Genomic DNA, 17234 nt, shown 5'->3' on the forward strand with positions numbered 1-17234 from the left:
ACAGGATCGGGCATTTCTTTATTCAGGCCATCGCTTACGGATACTGCTGCACCGTACCCGGCTGTTGCTGCTGACCACCGTACTGCTGACCCGGAATAGCCTTCAGATTGACTTCGACCCGGCGGTTCTGTGCGCGGCCATTGGCGTCACCATTGCTGGCAATCGGGTTATCCGGGCCGGCGCCACGGGCCGACAGGTTGGCACCGCTGACACCTTGAGAGGTCAGGTAGGTCGCCACGCTCTGCGCACGACGTTGGGACAGGTCCATGTTGTGCTGGCGGCTGCCGGTGCTGTCGGTGTAGCCGACGATTTCGATCTGGTTCTGGTTGAACTCTTTTAGCGAGTTGGCCAGGTTGTTCAGCGGTTGATAGAAGCTGGAAGCGATGTTCGCCGAATCGGTGGCGAAGGTGATGTTGCCCGGCATGATCAGCTTGATCTGATCGCCCTGACGCTGCACTTCAACGCCAGTGTTGGCCATGCTCGCGCGCAGTTTCTTTTCCTGCTGGTCGGCGTAGTAGCCGTAGCCTGCTGCGGAAGCACCGACCACGGCAGCGCCGATCAAGGCGCCCTTGCCACGGTTGTCGTGGCCGATGGCGGCACCGGCGAGTGCACCGGCCAGCGCACCGAGGCCACCGTATTTGGCGGTTTTGCTCATGCCTTGCGAGCCACCGTCGGCCTGACCCTGATTGTCATACGGATTGGGCGAGGCGCAGCCGGACAGCACGGCCACGGCAGTAGCGACAATAATCAAACGACGCGTGGTGAACATGGAGAGCTCCTGGTCTTTTTGCATTCTGTGGTGCAGCGGCCACTGATCAATCAATGGACCTGCGCGGGCGTTGGATCATGACAATGCGCAAAAATTCCGCCGCACACCCGTGACAAAAAATTCAGGCACGCACAAACGGGTTCTCGCGCATCTCATCACCCAGACGCGTATCCGGACCGTGCCCGGTGACAACCGTTGCGTCCTCGTCCAGCGTATACAGCCGCTGCTTGATCGAACGCACGATGGTCGCCTGATCGCCACCCCACAAATCCGTGCGCCCTACCCCGCGACGAAACAGCGTGTCGCCGGCTATCAACAGCTTAGCCTCGGAAAACCAGAAGCTCATGGAACCGGGTGTATGTCCCGGCGTGTGCAGGGCCACGCCGCAACCGCAGGCGAGTTCTTCGTCATCGCTCAGCCAACGATCCGGCGACGGCACCGGGGTGTACGGCACGCCGAACATCTGGCATTGCATTTCAAGGTTGTCCCAGAGGAACTGGTCTTCCTTGTGCAGATGCAGGGTCGCACCGGTTTTCTCCTTCATCTGCCCTGAAGCGAGAAAGTGATCGAGATGCGCGTGGGTATGGATGATGCTGACGACTTTCAGGCCATGGGCGTCGAGGCGCGCCATGATCAGATCAGGGTTGCCGCCGGGATCGACGACGATGGCTTTTTTTGTGAGCGGGTCGCCGATGATGGTGCAGTTGCACTGCAATGGGCCGACGGGGAAGGTTTCGCGGATAAGTGCAGGGCTGGGCGTGGTCATGGAAAAATCCTGGACAGGGTCAACGCCGTTGGCAACGGCCGATGGCGAATTTTACCGTCGCTAGAGCAATAACCCCAACGCCTTCGCCCGCGCCACTGCCTGCGTACGCCGCTCAACCCCGAGCTTGCTGTTGATATGGCTGGCATGGGTTTTCACGGTGTGCAGGGAAATGAACAACTGCTCGCTGATTTCCTGATTGGAACAGCCTTGAGCGATCAGGCGCAGCACCGCCAATTCCCGGCTGCTGAGTTGTTCGGTAGTTGAGTTTTCTACGCTCGGTCGCGGCGCAGCTGTTGGAAAATGCGTGAGCAATTGCTGGCTCACCGCGTTGCAAGTGAGCGTCTGCAGTTGTCCGCGCATCCAGTCGGTTTGGTTTTTCAGCAGCGCATCGAAGGGTTGGAAGACGCCGCCGGCGGCAGCTTCCAGCGCCAGATTCAAGGTTTTGCGCGCCTCGGGCTCGCGTCCACTCGACAGCAACAGCGCCACCTTCTGCGTCAACGCCATCACACTGAGCAACTGGCGTCCGGTCCGCTGGCCGTTTTCATGCAACACGTTTAACCGCCCTTCGGCGAGCATCGGCTGCCCCTGAATCACATCGAGCAGCGCCTGTTGCAGCTCCACATGCAACGGCAGTTGCGGATGGAATTCCGGCGGTGCCGCAGCGTTTTCGCCGGTGTAGGTCTGGCCCAATCGTGCAAGCCACGCCTCGGCAAGATCAATCCGGCCCTGAGCCAGCCACAGCTCGCATTTGACCAGAGTGATCATCGCCAGATAGTAAATCGGCGGTACGTCCCAGATGTGCATCAGGCGTTCGGCCTCGGCGAGTTCGGCGAAGGCCTTGGCGAACTCGCCGCTGGCGCCGTCGAGGCGGGCAATCACGCAGTGGCCGATCAGCACGCTGATGTCGCGACAGGCGCGCGCTTCGCCAATGCCGGCCAGCAGGCGTACGCGTGCAGCCTGCGGCTGCAAACGCATCGCCAGCAGGAAACCTTCATACAACGTCAGCCGTGCGCGCACGGCGTACAGTCGTTGCGGCGACAGACCGCGCAAGCGTTCCAGGCCCTGATGCACTTCATCCAGCGCACGCAGAATCTCGCCCCGCGATTGCAGAACCCGCGCCCTGTCGTAATGCGCCAGTGCTTCGAATAATGGATTGCCGACCCGTTGCGCCAGCTCGAGGGATTCACGGTTCAGGCCACGGGCGCGCCACAGATCACCGTCGGCGATCGCCAGATTGGACAAGGTCGACAGGCACATCAGCCGCTGGCCATAACGCTTGGCCGGCAGGCTCTCCAGCGCTTCACTGCAATAGCGCAGGGTCAGTTCGCGATGGCCGCGTCCGCGAGCGATGATCCCGCTCAGCGCCAGCCATTGCGCCAGCATGGATTTCTGCGCAGTGGCCGAAGGCGCCGGCAGGAAACGGCTCAAATGGCTTGCCAGCTCTTCAGCGGCATCGAGCTGACAGGCCAGCCCCAGCGCCCAGCTGTAGAGCACAATCAGCCGTGGCGTGCTGATCAGCAGGCTGTCGGGCAAGTCCATTTTCCAGCGCAGCAGCATGCCGACGTTCTGCTCGGCGAGCAGCTGTTCTTCGGACAGGTTCTGTACGAGATTTGCCGCGACATCGAGATGCCCGGCACGCAACGCCTGTTCCACCGCCTCGTCGAGCAAGCCCTGTGCGTTGAACCAGCGGCAGGCGCGCAAATGCAGGGTGGCGTTGGGCACCATCGCCTGGGCGATTGGCCGGCTGCGCAACAAGTCGGAGAACAGATGGTGATAGCGATACCAATGACCGTGCTCGTCCAGCGGCACCAGAAACACCTGATGGGCGAGCAGAAAGCGCAGGATCTCGGCGCTGTCGTGGGCTTCGCGGACGGCGTCGCACAGCTCGCTGCAAAAGCGTTCCTGCGGAGCGGTTTCGTAGAGGAAGGATTGCACTTCGGCTGGCAGGCAATCGATGACTTCTTCGAGCAGATAATCGCGGATCAACCCTTCGCCGCCGTTCAGTGCTTGCGGCAGCGCGGCATCGTTGCCCGCCTCGGCCACCGCCAGCAGCCAGAAGCGCAGGCCGGCGACCCAGCCTTCGCTGCGCTGGATCAGGCTTTCCAGTGCTTCGCCGCGCAGTGAGCTGCTGTGGCGGTCGAGCAAGGTCAGGGCCTCGTCGTGGGTCAGGCGCAAGTCCTGTTCGTGCAGCTCGAGCAACTGCCGCGACAGGCGCAGACGCGCCAGATGCCAGTCCGGGCGCTGACGGCTGGTGACCATCACCAGCAAGCCATCGGGCAGATGATTGAGGAAAAATTGCAGGCAACGATCCAGCACCGGCCCCTGGGCGAGGTGGTAGTCGTCGAGCACCAGCAGCAACGGCGCGGCAGGATCGAGATGCAGCGCCAGCTCATCGAGCAGACCGTCGAGCCACTCTTCGAACGCAAATGGCTGATGGCGCTGACGCATTTTCAGCAGACCGAGAGCGCCAGCGCCCAACGCAGGAAAATAGTCCTGTAGCCCTTCAAGCAAGCGCTCAAGAAAACGTCCGGGATCGCTGTCTCGTGGGCTCAAGCCCAGCCAGAGACTTTGCCAATGCGCCGGCAGGCTTTGACAGAACTCCACCGCCAGCGAGCTTTTGCCGAACCCGGCCGGGGCGCTGACCAGCAGCAACCGACCTCCGAGCCCGGCCTGCAGACGCTGGCAAAGGCGCGGCCGCAAGACATAGCCATCAGGCAGCGGCGGGCGGAAAAAACGCCCGTCCAGTGCTGCGACGGTGATGCTTGCGGGACCCGGAAGTGGGGACAGATCAGTCATGGCCGGCTCTTGTTCGAAGGCGATTGGCGGCGTTGCAGATGTCCGCAGCCTAGCCTTAATCGAACCGGTTATGAAGGTTGCTGCTACAAATGGCTACAAAAAGGCTACAGACACAAAAACGCCCCGAACCGGTCGGGGCGTTTTCACGCGGATGCGGCCTCGGGTTTACGCAGGTTTAGCGAACACCATCCTGACGCAGAGCGGCCGGGGTGAAGTCGCTGGTGGTGGCGGTGAAGCCGAAGTCGTACGCCTGCTTCTCTTCGTTCTTCATGCCCAGTGCCAGATAGCGGCCGGACTGCAGGTCGTAGAGGGTTTCGAGGGCGTACCACGGCACTTGCTTGTCGTAGTAGTTCTCGGCATGTGCCTCGGCTACACGCCACAGTTGGCCACGACCGTCGTAGTGGTCGATGACCGCTGCCTGCCAGGTGTCCTCGTCGATGTAGAAGTCACGCTTGGCGTAGATGTGGCGCTGGCCTTCCTTCAGGGTCGCGACCACGTGCCAGACGCGGCGCAGCTCGTAGCGTGCCAGGTCCTGATTGATGTGGCCGGCCTTGATGATGTCCGAGTACTTCAGCTTCGGATCGTCGAGCTTGTAGCTGTCGGAGGCGATGTACATCTCTTTCTTGCCTTCGAGCTTCCAGTCGTAACGATCCGGCGCACCGTTGTACATGTCGAGGTTGTCCGAGGTACGCAGGCCGTCGGCGGCGGTACCCGGGCCGTCATACGACACTTGCGGTGCACGGCGCACACGACGCTGACCGGCGTTGTAGACCCACGCCGAACGCGGCTCCTTGACCTGATCGAGGGTCTCGTGCACCAGCAGTACGCCACCGGCCAGACGCGCCGGCGCGGTCACTTTCTGCTTGAAGTAGAACAGGATGTTGCCCGGGTTCGCCGGATCGTAGTCCTTCATCTTGTCGCGGAATACGAACTGATCCTGGAAGTACACCAGGCTGTACGAGCCGTTCGGTTGCGGCGTGGCCTGGGTCACCAGACGGGTCACGCTGCCGCCGCGATAGCGGGTGATGTGGTTCCAGATCACTTCCACACCGGTTTTCGGGATCGGGAACGGCACGGCGGTATCGAAGTTTTCCAGACCGTTGCCGCCGGACACCAGGTTGGTGCTGGTGGCGTTCTTCTTGATCGCGGCGAACACGTCATCCGGCACGGTGGCGCCGCGATGGGACGGATAGACCGGCATCTTGAAGGTTTCCGGATAGCGCTTGAACATCGCGTACTGGCCCGGGGCAAGCTTGTCCTTGTACTTGTCGACATCCTTGGCAGTGATGGTGAACAGCGGTTGCTCACTGGCGTAAGGGTTGGACAGGAAGCCTTTGCTGTCGACGCTGCCGGCATTCTTCGGCAGCGGTTTCCAGGCCGGGATCGAACCGTCGGCATTACCGGCCATTTCCGCGCCCATCGGCGTCAGGCTCTTGCCCAGTTTGTCCGCTTCGGCAGCAGGCACCGCCGCCATGACACTGGTCGCCAGCAGCGACAGGCCCAGAACACCGGCGTGGAACAGACTCTTTGTTATTTTCATAAATTCGTTCGTCCTGAAATGCAGTGCTTAGAAGTTCACGCCGAAGCTGAGCGCCACGAAGTCGCGGTCATCCACGGTGGTGTACTTGCCGTCGAAGAAATTGGTGTAGGCCAGGCTCGCGGTGTAGGTGTTCTGGTACTCGGCATCGACGCCCAGGCTGACCGCTTTGCGACCTTCCTCGAAGTTGCCGCCAGGGCCTGGCGAGTAACCGCTGACGTCGTGGGACCAGGCCACGTTCGGCTTCAGGTTCACACCGGCAAACACGTCGTTGTATTCCCAGATCGCCCGACCACGGTAGCCCCACGACATCGACGTGGTGAAACCGTCGTTTTCGCAATTGCGGCTGCGGTTGTTCTGCGGCGACCCGGGACCGGCGCCGTTGATGGTGCTGTTGTTGAGGATGTTGGCGCAGGTATCGATACCGCCAGTGGCCGGCAACTCACCCGGACCGTAGACCGGGTCACGGCCATAGCGCTTGTCGGAACGGCTTTCCAGGCCACCGACGTAGGTCGCGCCGACTTCACCGACGAGGGTCAGACGGCTGGCGCCCATGACCTGATCGAAGAAGTGCGTGAACGTCGTCTGGATCTGGGTGATTTCCTTGCGCTCATAGCCATGCAGATCCTGACCCGGCACGCCGGTCAGCAGCGAAGCGTTGGTCAGCGCGCCGCCCAGCGGGCGCACGCCGGCAAACAGGATGTCGGTGGAGTTCAGTTGTACCGGCGCGTTCGGACGGTAGCTGATCTCACCGCTCCACGCCGTACCGGTAGGCAGGGTGGTGGAGAAGCTCAGACCGTAGAGACGAATGTCTTCCGGGTATTCGATGAAGTAATTCGAATTGCCCGCAACCAGCAGCGGTGCGAGCGCGGCAAACGGCCCCGGCAGACCGGCGGCGGTGTTGTAGACCGATTGCGGTGCGCCGGTGGCGCTGAAAATCGGCGCACGGCTGTGGTAGTTCATGAAGTAGGCGCCGAACTCGGTGTCGAGTGGCTCGAACATGTATTTGAGGGACGCACCCCACTGACCGCTATCGCGCGCGTCACGGTCCGGCCCACGGCGCACCAGCACGCCTTCTTCGTCGACGTTCACACCGTTGGCGGCCAACGGTCCCAAAGCGATCGCCGGAATCTGCGAACGCTTGTTCAGTACGCGCAAATTGTTGTCGCAACCGTCGGCAACGATGTCTGGCTGCGAGAAGAAGGTGCCGCAGTTGTCGACGACGGTCTGATCCCATTCCAGTTGGTAGAACGCTTCGGCCGAGAGGTTATCGGTGAGGCTCTGCGACACGTAGAACATGTTGACCGGAATCAGGCCTTCCTTGATCTCGGCGCCCGGACGACGGAACGCGGAGACGTCGATCGGGTTGATCGAGTTGATACCGCCGCCGATGAAGGTACTTTCACCCCAGCTCACTACCTGCTTGCCCAGACGCACGGAACCCGGCTGATCGGCAATCGCGTAGTTGTGGTAGACGAAGGCGTCGAGGATCTGCCCGCCGGAGGACTTGGCGCCCTCTTTGCGGTTGCTGTCGCTGATGTCCTTGAATTCGCGGCTCTCGTCCTTCAGTTCGAAGTCATACCAGTACTTGCCACGGACGAACACGCCGGTGTCGCCGTATTTCAGTTCAAGGTCATGGATGCCCTTGAAGATCTTCGAGAAGGTTTCGCCGCTCTTGAAGTTGGCGTGACCGTCATCGGAGGTCTGCGACAGGCCGCGGCCGCCGTTGTTGACGCCGATGAGGTTCTTGTTCGGGCTCTGAGTAGACCAACTGGCACCGATCGACAGGGACGAGTCGAACTGGCCTTCGATTTCACCGACGTTGAAACTGACGCCGAATGCAGGCCCGGCGAGCGAGGAGGCAAGACTGACCGCCAGAGGCAGTTTCGCCCGGCGCCAGAACTGGTTTACTGAGGTCATCGACGCTACTCCATGTGCATTATTGTTATGGCAGTGAGTACTTTTAAAAACGCTGTGGAGGACCGGGCGCCAGGGCTGCCCGAAATCGTTCCAGAGTTGCTCGCCCCGTTCAGTGCGTGTGCTCCGTTTTCAAAAAGTCCTTGAGCGGACTATAGCCAGCGGGTGGTAGTGCTTGATCCCTCTAAAGTGTGATTTGCAGCCGCCAACCACTCTGGAACAGTCCTTTCGCCAGTCCGACACACGTCGGCACGGCAAGGATGGCTGATTTTTTCGATTTCACAAGCCAAGCGCTTGCTTGGTGGGTCTGGCGCGCCGGTTTCGGCGCGCCAGCAGGCATTTAAAGTGTCGAAAGGAAGGTGCTGTTGTTGGCCTGCCATTCAGTGATGTCGAGGCGGATGCGCTTCTTGTCGAGCTTGCCGACACTGGTCTTGGGAATTTCGGTAACAAGGGCGATCTGACTGGGGATCGCCCACTTGCTCAGGTGCCCCAGTTCGACGAACGGCTTGAGGTGCTCCTTCAGTTCCCGTGCACCGATCACCTGCCCTTCGCGGACCACCAGCAAGGCAAACGGGCGCTCGCCCCACTGAGGATCGGCGATGCCCACCACTGCTACTTCGCGTACCGCCGCATGCCGGCTGATGAGGTCTTCGAGGTCGAGTGAGGAGATCCACTCGCCGCCGGTCTTGATCACGTCCTTGATGCGATCACGAATATCGATCACGCCCATGCTGTCGAGCGTGGCGACGTCGCCGGTGTGCAGCCAGCCGCCGGCCCAGAGCTCGGCGCCCTTCTGCGGTTCGTTGAAATAACCTTCGGTCAGCCATGGCGCGCGCAGCACCAGTTCGCCCTGGGTTTCGCCGTCGGCCGGAAGGAAGTTGCCCGCGCCGTCGACGATCGCCGCTTCGACCAACGGCCCCGGCACGCCGGCCTTGATCCGGTAAGTGGTGCGTTCGTCCTCGCTGCCGGCCATCAATTCGTCGTTGAGGTGCGCGCAAGACACCAGCGGCCCGGTTTCCGACATGCCGTAAGCGGCTGTCAGCTGAATGCCACGGGCCTTGGCGTTTTCATAAAGACTGCGATTGAGTGCGCTGCCGCCGATGACGATTTTCCAGCCGCCGAAGTCGGCACCCTGCGCGGCTTTGGCGTTGAGCAGCATCTGCAGGATGGTCGGCACGCAATGGGAAAAGGTGACCTTCTCCTTGCGCCACAACTCCACCAGATACTCCGGATCGTAGCGCCCCGGATAAACCTGCTTGAGCCCGAGCATGGTCGCCACGTACGGCAAACCCCAGGCGTGGACGTGGAACATCGGCGTGATCGGCATGTACACATCGTTGGTGCCGAGCAGGCGTACGCTGTCGATCGAACCCATGATCGTCGCCACGCCGATGGTGTGCAGCACCAGTTGCCGATGGGTGAAATACACGCCTTTCGGATTGCCCGTAGTGCCGGTGGTGTAGAACGTGGTGGCGACCGAGTTTTCGTCGAAGTCCTGGAAATCGTATTGCGCGCTGGCAGCGGCCAGCAGTTGCTCGTATTCGCCGACGAGGTTCGGCAGCTCTGCGGTTTTCTCCGGGAGATCGGTCAGCAGCAGGGTTTTCTCCACCGTGGTCAGCTGCGGCGCGATGGCCTGATACAGCCCGACGAACTCACTGTTGACCAGCACGAAGCGGTCCTCGGCGTGGTTCATGGTGTAGAGGATCTGCTCGGGCGACAGACGCACATTGATGGTGTGGATCACCGCGCCGATCATCGGAATGGCGAACATGCATTCCAGATAACGGTGGCTGTCCCAGTCCATCACCGCCACGGTGTCACCGGCCTTCACGCCAGCAGCCGTGAGCACGTTGGCCAGCCGCGCAACCCGCTCGATCAGGGTCGGATAGCTGTAGCGCAACTGGTCGCGGTAGATGATTTCGCGGGTTTTCTCGTAACGGGCGCCGGACATCAGCAGCCGTTTGATCAGCAATGGATACTGGTAGGCCCCATCGGCCGGCGGAATGACCCGAGTCTGCAACATAAGAATCCCTTTTCTGACTGCACGGTGTTGGCGGAGAGATTCGTACTCTAGTGCGCCTGCATGACAGTCAAATCAGCCAAAGGAATGATTTGCAGAGCTGTACAAATGCTAGCTTTGCGCCAGCATTTCGGGCCGAAATTGAAGAAAACACGACCGGTGGGAGCGAGCCTGCTCGCGAAGGCGTCGGGTCAGTCGACACTTTTGGTGACTGGACTGGCGCTTTCGCGAGCAGGCTCGCTCCCACAGGGATTGATGTATTCCAGTTCTCAATGCATCTCGGTGAACGCGATTTTCACGCCGAGAGCAATCAGCACCGCGCCCATGGTGCGGTCGAACCAGTGGCCCATGCGCGCGAAGCCGGCGCGCACGCGTTGTTGGCTGAACAGCATCGCCACCAGGCAGAACCAGATCGCCGTCGCCACCGCCAGGTAAACGCCATAACCGGCCTGCACCGCCAGCGGCGTGTGCGGGTTGATCACCACGGTGAACAGCGAGAGGAAAAACAGCGTGGCTTTCGGGTTCAGGCCGTTGGTGACGAAGCCTGAGGTGAACGCGCCCCGCGCGGTGCGTACGCCGGTTTCCCGGTGCAAGTCATCGGTGACGGTTTTCGCCGGTTGTGCGCGCAAGGCCTTGAAGCCGATGTAAAGCAGATACGCGGCGGCGGCCCACTTCAGCGCGTTGAACAGCACGATCGATTGCGACACGATCAGACCGATGCCGAGCAACGAATAGCCGACATGCAGGAAAATCGCCGAGCCCACGCCCAGCGCGGTCCAGGTGCCGGCGCGGCGACCATGGGTCACGCTCTCGCGCACGACCACGGCAAAGTCCGGGCCGGGGCTGGCCACGGCCAGCAAGTGGATCAGGGCAACGGTCAAGAACTCGGTCCAGTACATGGGGGCTCCTTTGGGGCAGCTTGGTCAATAAAACATCTGTAAAGAACACAGTCCCGTGGCGAGGGGATTTATCCCCGTTGGGTTGCGAAGCAGCCCCAAAAACTTCTGTCTGGCCCGCAGGCAATGATTTTGCGACTGCTGCGCAGCCGATCGGGGCGGTGCGACGTTTCGCTAAATCCCCTCGCCACGGGGTTATGTGTCCGCTGCGGGGTCAGCGTAACGATTTGTTTCATCTGGTAGGCTCGGCAGAGTACGCCCTCCGCTCACAGCACAAAAGGTACAGTTGATGACGAACACGCGCCGCGCGGTATTCCTTGATCACCCTTCGCTGGATCTCGGCGATCTGGACCTCGGTCCGTTGCGCGAATGCTTCAGCGACTTGCAGCTGTTCGCCCAGACTCTGCCGGAACAGGTCAGCGAACGCCTGCACGGCGCCAGTGTGGCGATCACCAACAAAGTCGTGATCGACGCCGCTGCAATGGCTGCCAACCCGCAACTGAAACTGATCCTGATCAGCGCCACCGGCACCAACAACGTCGACCTCGCTGCCGCCCGCGCTCACGGCATCACCGTGTGCAATTGCCAGGCTTACGGCACGCCGTCGGTGGCGCAACACACGATCATGCTGTTGCTCAACCTCGCCACACGCCTGGCCGACTATCAAAAGGCTGTGGGCGCAGGCCGCTGGCAACAGGCGAAACAGTTCTGTCTGCTCGACTACCCGATCGTCGAACTGCAAGGCAAAACCCTCGGCCTGCTCGGTCATGGCGAACTCGGTGGCGCCGTGGCGCGACTGGCCGAAGCGTTCGGCATGCGCGTGTTGCTCGGGCAGATTCCGGGGCGCCCGGCTCGGCCGGATCGCCTGCCGCTGGAAGAACTGCTGCCGCAAATCGACGCCCTGACCCTGCACTGCCCGCTCAACGAGCACACCCGGAACTTCATCGGCGCCGGCGAACTGGCCGCGATGAAGCCCGGCGCATTTGTGGTCAATACCGCTCGTGGCGGCTTGATCGACGAGCAGGCGCTGGCCGACGCTTTGCGTAGCGGCCACCTCGGCGGTGCGGCGACCGATGTGTTGAGTGTCGAGCCACCGACCCAGGGCAATCCGCTGCTCGCCGCCGATATCCCGCGCCTGATCGTCACCCCGCATAACGCTTGGGGCAGTCGCGAGGCGCGCCAGCGTATCGTCGGGCAACTGAGCGAAAACGCCCAGGCGTTCTTCAGCGGTGAGGCGCTGCGGGTCGTCAGTTGATAAACTGCGGCACTTTTTTTCAAGGAGCAGTTATGGATCCGCGCAGTGAAGTACTGCTTCGTCAGGCCGAGTTATTCCAGGGTTCGCTGCTGTTGGCCGGCCTGCCCGCCGATGATCTGCTCGGGCGTCTGCCGAATGCGTTCGGCTGGTGCTGGCACGCTGGCGACCAAGCCGCACTGGACGCGCGTTTCGAGGGCCGCAGCCAGTTCGGCGTGAATGTCCCGGAGCGCGAGTTCGACAGCGCTGTGGTGTTCCTGCCCAAGTCCAAGGACCTGACCGATTACATCCTCAACGCCGTGGCGTCGCGTCTGGCCGGGCGTGAGGTGTTTCTGGTCGGGGAAAAACGCAGCGGCATCGAAGGCGCATCCAAGCAGCTCAATCCGTTCGGCAAGCCACGCAAACTCGACAGCGCACGGCACTGCCAGCTCTGGCAAGTCACCGTGGCCAATGCGCCTGAAGCGAAATCCCTGGAAAGTCTTGCGCAGACGTACGAACTGCCGCTGGCCGAAGGGCCGTTGAAAGTCATCAGCCTGCCGGGCGTGTTCAGCCATGGGCGCCTGGATCGCGGCAGCGCCCTGCTGCTGGAGCATCTGGACAAACTGCCGAGCGGCCATCTGCTCGACTTCGGTTGCGGCGCCGGCGTGCTCGGGGCTGCGGTGAAACGTCGCTATCCGCACAATCAGGTGACGTTGCTGGATGTCGACGCGTTCGCCGCCGCCAGCAGCCGTCTGACCCTGGCCGCCAACGGTCTGGAGGCGGAAGTGCTGACCGGCGACGGCATCGATGCCGCGCCAATGGGTTTGAGCGCGATTCTGAGCAATCCGCCGTTCCATGTCGGCGTGCACACCGATTATTTCGCTACGGAGAACCTGCTGCGAAAAGCAGCGAAACATCTGAAAAACGGTGGCGAACTGCGCCTTGTGGCGAACAGCTTCCTCAAGTATCAGCCGTTGATCGAGGAGCACCTGGGCGTGTGTGCGATCAAGGCTGAAGGCAATGGTTTCCGGATCTACCGGACCAAGCGCGGCTGAAAATTTGTTCTTGCCCAATCGGATTTGCCTAGGCAGAATCCGCTCCGTCCTAGGGGAGTAGTCTCCCACGAGCGCCATGCTCGTCCGGCATACGTCAACATACTTGATCCTCAGATCATGGCGTATGCGACCCAAGCGTCCGCACCAGACGGATCGCAGGGTTTGACAAGACCTATGACACGCACACCTTACCCGGGGCGGGAAGGCTGTACGTGTCATAGCCGTGTCGACCCGCCCCTTAGGAAATCCCTGATGCTGGACTCGCTACTCGTTCCCACCGCTATCGTTGCCTTGGCCGAAATCGGCGACAAGACGCAACTGCTCGCGCTGATTCTCGCCGCTCGCTTTCGCAAACCCTGGCCGATCATCGCCGGGATTGTCGCCGCGACTTTGGCCAACCACGCAGCAGCCGGTGCGGTAGGTGCCTGGGTCGGCAGTTTCTTCTCCGACGCCGTCCTGCACTGGATCCTCGCCGCCAGCTTCGCCGCCACGGCACTGTGGACCCTGGTCCCGGACAAAATGGATGACGACGAAGCCAGCACGGCGCGCAAGTTCGGGCCGTTCCTGACCACGCTGATCGCGTTCTTCCTCGCGGAAATTGGCGACAAGACGCAGATCGCCACGGTGATGCTCGCCGCGCAATATCCGGAACTTTGGCTGGTGATTATCGGCACCACCGTGGGCATGCTGATTGCCAACGTGCCGGTGGTCCTGGCGGGTAACTTTGCTGCAGAGAAACTGCCGCTGACCCTGATCCGCCGCCTCGCGGCTTCGGCGTTCATGATTCTGGCGATTGTTGCGGTTTATAAAGCGATGCAGAGCAGCGGCTGGGTTTAACCCTGAGAGAAGGATCGTTCCCACGCTCCGCGTGGGAATGCAGCCGGGGACGCTCTGCGTCCCGCTTGGAACGCGGAGCGTCCCTTGCGGCATTCCCACGCAGAGCGTGGGAACGATCATGACCCCGTCAATCTCAGGACTTCGGGGCTTTTTCGTACAACGGCATCACCTTCGGAATCGCTGCCTGCAACGCAGCAATGCGGCTGCTGGATGCCGGGTGAGTGCTCATGAATTCCGGTGGCGCGCCTTCGGAAGCCTTGCTCATCTTGTCCCACAGGGTGATTGCCGCGTTCGGGTTGTAGCCGGCGCGGGCGGCCAGTTCCAGGCCGATCAGGTCGGCTTCGTTTTCGTTGGCGCGGCTGTTGGGCAAGGTCATGCCGTAGTTGGCCACGGTGTCGGCCAGCGCCAGGCTGTCCTGGCCCAGACCGAACAAGGCACCGGCGCCCTGCTTCGCCATCTCCATCCCGTATGCCTTGGACATCGCTTCACGACCGTGCTCGCGCAGGGCGTGGGCGATTTCATGGCCCATGACCGCAGCGATTTCATCGTCGGTGAGTTTCAGACTGTCGATTAGCCCGGTGTAGAAGATGATCTTGCCGCCGGGACCGCAGTTGGCGTTGAGCTCATCGCTCTTGATCAGATTGACTTCCCATTGCCACTGCGCCGCGTCCGGGCGGAAGGTTGGCGCCTGGGCGATCAAGCGGTTGGCGATGGTCTGCACGCGCTTGGCTTCCGGGCTGGTCTTGTCCAGCACACCTTTGCTCGACGCCTCGCCGACGGTCTTCTGATACGACTGCGCGTACATCTGATCGACCTCTTGCGAGGACAGCATGCTGAACATGTACTGCTTGCGCTCCACGCCCACGGCACCGCCGCTGGTAGTGTTGACCGACTGACAACCGGCCAGCAACAGCGCTGCGCTCAAAGCACTTACCACTAATGTCTTGTTCATTCAAAAGCTCCCTGAAAACCTGAGGCGTATCCTAGGCGGCTAATTGTATCGGCGCCAGATACAACGGACGCATTGCGCGTACATCCACCTAAGGCCGCAAGTCTGGCTGGAAATTCCTCAACGCGCATTGAATCCGCCGTGCACCGATCCATCAGCGACATCGCGGGCCGATTCCGACCAACGTCTCTCATGGCCCTGCACACCCCGCCGATAAATCCCTCGCAGATTGTCCTCTTGCGTGCGGAGCTCCCATGAAGTTCAAGTCGATCCAGTTTTCCGTCGCCGCCCTGGCCGGCGCCATCGTTCTCAGCGTGGTCGCGGCGCTGGTGCTGTACGCGCTGTTTTCCGGCGCCCGCACTCAAGAAATGGTGCAACAGCGCACCCAGGCGCAGTTCGAGCAAGTCATCGAACAGCGCCTGACCTCGCTGGCGCAGACCCAGGTCAGCCAGATCCAGCGCGAACTCGAAGCGCCGCTGCTGATTGCCGGCGGCCTGGTGCGCGTCAACGCCCTGCTCGGTACAACCGGCGCCGACGGCCAGCCGCGCCTGAGCGTCAGCCGCGAGCAACTGATCAGCCTGATCAAGGAAAACGTAGAAAAGAACCCGAAGATTCTCGGCACCTACATCGGCTGGGAAAAAAACGCACTAGACCACAATGACGCGGCCTACATCGGCAGCGCCGTGGTCGGTATCGACCCGGCCACCGGGCGCTTTTTGCCGTGGTGGTTCCGCAATACCGACGGCAGCCTGGGCGTGGACAAACTGGCCGATGTCGACGACCAGAAAACCTTGTCCACCGGCATACGCGCCAGCGAGTACTACCTGTGCTCGAAAGAGACGAAGAAACCCTGCGTGATCGACCCGGCACCGTACAAGGTCGGTGACAAGATCGTCATGCTCGCCTCGTTCATCGAACCGATCATGGTCAACGGCGCGTTCCAGGGCATCGTCGGCGCCGACCTCTCGGTGAACTTCATTCAGGACATGCTGCTCGCCGCCAATCAGAAGCTTTACAGCGGCGCCGGTGAAATGGCTCTGGTCGGCGGCAACGGGCGGATCGTTGCCTACACCAAGGACTCGAGCAAATTCGGTGAAAAAGTCAGCGACATCCTCGACGCCGAACAGGCCAGCAATCTCGCCAACCTCAAGCGCGACGAGGTCACCTATTCGGTGAATCAGGCCAAGGGTCGTATCGAACTGTACCTGCCGTTCGGCATCGGCCAGACCGACGCGCGCTGGACACTGATGCTGCAATTGCCGCTCAACGCGGTCATGGCCGATCTGCAAAACCTCCAGGCTGATCTTGATGCCCAGCGCAAATCCGACACCTTCGGCATGGCCATGGTCGGCCTGATCATTGCCGGCATTGGCCTGCTGGTGATCTGGCTGGTGGGTCACGGCATCGCGCGGCCACTCAAACAAATGGTCGCCATGCTCGATGACATCGCTCAGGGCGAAGGTGATCTGACCCGGCGTTTGAGCAGCGACCGCAGCGACGAATTGGGCTCGATTGCCAAAGGCTTCAACACTTTCCTCGGCAAGTTGCAGGCGATGATCACCCAAGTGGTGACCTCGGTGCAGAGCGTCAGCGATTCCTCGGAACACACCGCCGACATCGCCATCCGCACCAACATCGGCGTGCAGAAACAAATGGCCGAAATCGATCAGGTGGCGACAGCGGTGCAGGAAATGACCGCCACCGCCCAGGACGTGGCACGCAACGCCACCCAGGCAGCACAAGCGGCAAGCCACGCCGACCAGGCCGCCAGCCAAGGCATGCAGATCGTGCGCGACACCTCGAATTCGATTGGCGTACTGGCGGTGGAAATCGGCAAAGCTGTCGAGGTGGTGCAGACGCTGGCCAAGGACAGCGAAAACATCAACGCCATCCTCACCGCCATTCGCGGCATCGCCGAACAGACCAACCTGCTGGCACTGAACGCGGCAATCGAAGCCGCGCGCGCCGGCGAGCAGGGTCGCGGTTTTGCCGTGGTCGCGGATGAAGTGCGCAATCTGGCGCAGAAAACCCAAAAGGCCACTGAAGAAATCCAGAGCATGATCCAGCAGTTGCAACAGGGCACCCGCGATGTGGTGCGCGTGATGGAAGACAGCCAGAACCGCACCGACGAAAGCGTGCAACACGCGGCGAAAGCGGCCGAAGCGCTGGAGACGATCACCCAGGCCGTGTCGGTGATCAATGACATGAACACGCAAATCGCCAGTGCGGCGGAAGAGCAAAGTGCAGTGGCCGACGACATCAACCGCAATGTGATCAATATCGGTCAGGTGGCGAATGAAGTGGCGGGCGGTGCGGATGAGTCGAGTTCGGCGAGCGCCGGGTTGACCAAACTGGCCGAGCAGCAGCGGCGGTTGATCAATCAGTTCAAGGTCTGAAAGATCAAGAGCCCCTCACCCTAGCCCTCTCCCGGAGGGAGAGGGGACCGACCGCGATGTCTTGC

At 61.4% G+C, this 17234-nt stretch carries 12 protein-coding genes, 1 pseudogene and 1 riboswitch; of the genes and pseudogenes, 5 read left to right on the top strand and 8 right to left on the bottom strand.

Features of this window, described 5'->3' with window-relative positions; all coding sequences use genetic code 11:
• Positions 1–34: 34 nt before the first annotated feature.
• The 7 genes from F8N49_RS14820 to F8N49_RS14855 all read right to left on the bottom strand — a co-directional run bounded on the left by F8N49_RS14820 (position 35) and on the right by F8N49_RS14855 (position 10704).
• Complete coding sequence (locus tag F8N49_RS14820; RefSeq protein ID WP_071173556.1) at positions 35–769, bottom strand: OmpA family protein; 735 nt, start codon at positions 767–769, stop codon at positions 35–37.
• A 121-nt stretch (positions 770–890) separates the two neighbouring features.
• On the bottom strand, positions 891–1535 hold the full coding sequence (locus F8N49_RS14825; RefSeq protein ID WP_041479973.1) for an MBL fold metallo-hydrolase: 645 nt from the start codon (positions 1533–1535) through the stop codon (positions 891–893).
• Between the two features lie 60 nt (positions 1536–1595).
• Positions 1596–4331 carry a LuxR C-terminal-related transcriptional regulator gene (locus F8N49_RS14830; protein WP_151551831.1) on the bottom strand — a complete coding sequence of 912 codons (2736 nt, stop codon included), beginning with the start codon at positions 4329–4331 and terminating at the stop codon, positions 1596–1598.
• A 175-nt stretch (positions 4332–4506) separates the two neighbouring features.
• Entirely contained in the window at positions 4507–5871 is a 1365-nt protein-coding gene (locus F8N49_RS14835; RefSeq protein WP_024014265.1) for a DUF1329 domain-containing protein, read from the bottom strand.
• 27 nt (positions 5872–5898) lie between these two features.
• Positions 5899–7788 (bottom strand): DUF1302 domain-containing protein, encoded by a 1890-nt coding sequence (locus tag F8N49_RS14840; protein WP_122611810.1) that lies wholly within the window; start codon positions 7786–7788, stop codon positions 5899–5901.
• Positions 7789–8125: 337 nt separating this feature from the next.
• Positions 8126–9808 carry a fatty acid--CoA ligase gene (locus F8N49_RS14845; RefSeq protein ID WP_071173559.1) on the bottom strand — a complete coding sequence of 561 codons (1683 nt, stop codon included), beginning with the start codon at positions 9806–9808 and terminating at the stop codon, positions 8126–8128.
• 266 nt (positions 9809–10074) lie between these two features.
• The gene (locus F8N49_RS14855; RefSeq protein WP_016773245.1) at positions 10075–10704 is read right to left on the bottom strand and encodes a LysE family translocator; all 630 of its coding nucleotides are present in this window, start codon (positions 10702–10704) and stop codon (positions 10075–10077) included.
• Between the two features lie 286 nt (positions 10705–10990).
• Here F8N49_RS14855 and F8N49_RS14860 point away from each other — a divergent pair, with 286 nt between their 5' ends.
• The 3 genes from F8N49_RS14860 (at position 10991) to F8N49_RS14870 (ending at position 13824) form a co-directional block, all read left to right on the top strand.
• Positions 10991–11956, top strand: a complete 966-nt coding sequence (locus F8N49_RS14860) for a 2-hydroxyacid dehydrogenase (RefSeq protein WP_122611808.1) — start codon at positions 10991–10993, stop codon at positions 11954–11956.
• A gap of 32 nt (positions 11957–11988) precedes the next feature.
• Positions 11989–12987, top strand: a complete 999-nt coding sequence (locus F8N49_RS14865; protein ID WP_151551832.1) for a class I SAM-dependent methyltransferase — start codon at positions 11989–11991, stop codon at positions 12985–12987.
• Between the two features lie 40 nt (positions 12988–13027).
• A riboswitch (yybP-ykoY riboswitch) is annotated at positions 13028–13150 on the top strand.
• Positions 13151–13239: 89 nt separating this feature from the next.
• On the top strand, positions 13240–13824 hold the full coding sequence (locus F8N49_RS14870) for a TMEM165/GDT1 family protein (RefSeq protein WP_041479980.1): 585 nt from the start codon (positions 13240–13242) through the stop codon (positions 13822–13824).
• Positions 13825–13957: 133 nt separating this feature from the next.
• Here the strand turns inward: F8N49_RS14870 and F8N49_RS14875 are convergent, their stop codons facing one another.
• Positions 13958–14776 carry a M48 family metallopeptidase gene (locus F8N49_RS14875; RefSeq protein WP_016773242.1) on the bottom strand — a complete coding sequence of 273 codons (819 nt, stop codon included), beginning with the start codon at positions 14774–14776 and terminating at the stop codon, positions 13958–13960.
• A gap of 1340 nt (positions 14777–16116) precedes the next feature.
• Between F8N49_RS14875 and F8N49_RS28605 the strand changes: the two are divergent.
• Positions 16117–16314: pseudogene (locus F8N49_RS28605) on the top strand (HAMP domain-containing protein); the annotation flags it as partial.
• Positions 16315–16425: 111 nt separating this feature from the next.
• Positions 16426–17169, top strand: coding sequence for a methyl-accepting chemotaxis protein (locus tag F8N49_RS28610; RefSeq protein ID WP_371915155.1), 744 nt, complete (start codon positions 16426–16428; stop codon positions 17167–17169).
• Positions 17170–17234: the final 65 nt, after the last annotated feature.

Source organism: Pseudomonas sp. GXM4 (assembly GCF_008923895.1).
Classification (GTDB): Bacteria; Pseudomonadota; Gammaproteobacteria; order Pseudomonadales; family Pseudomonadaceae; genus Aquipseudomonas; species Aquipseudomonas atacamensis.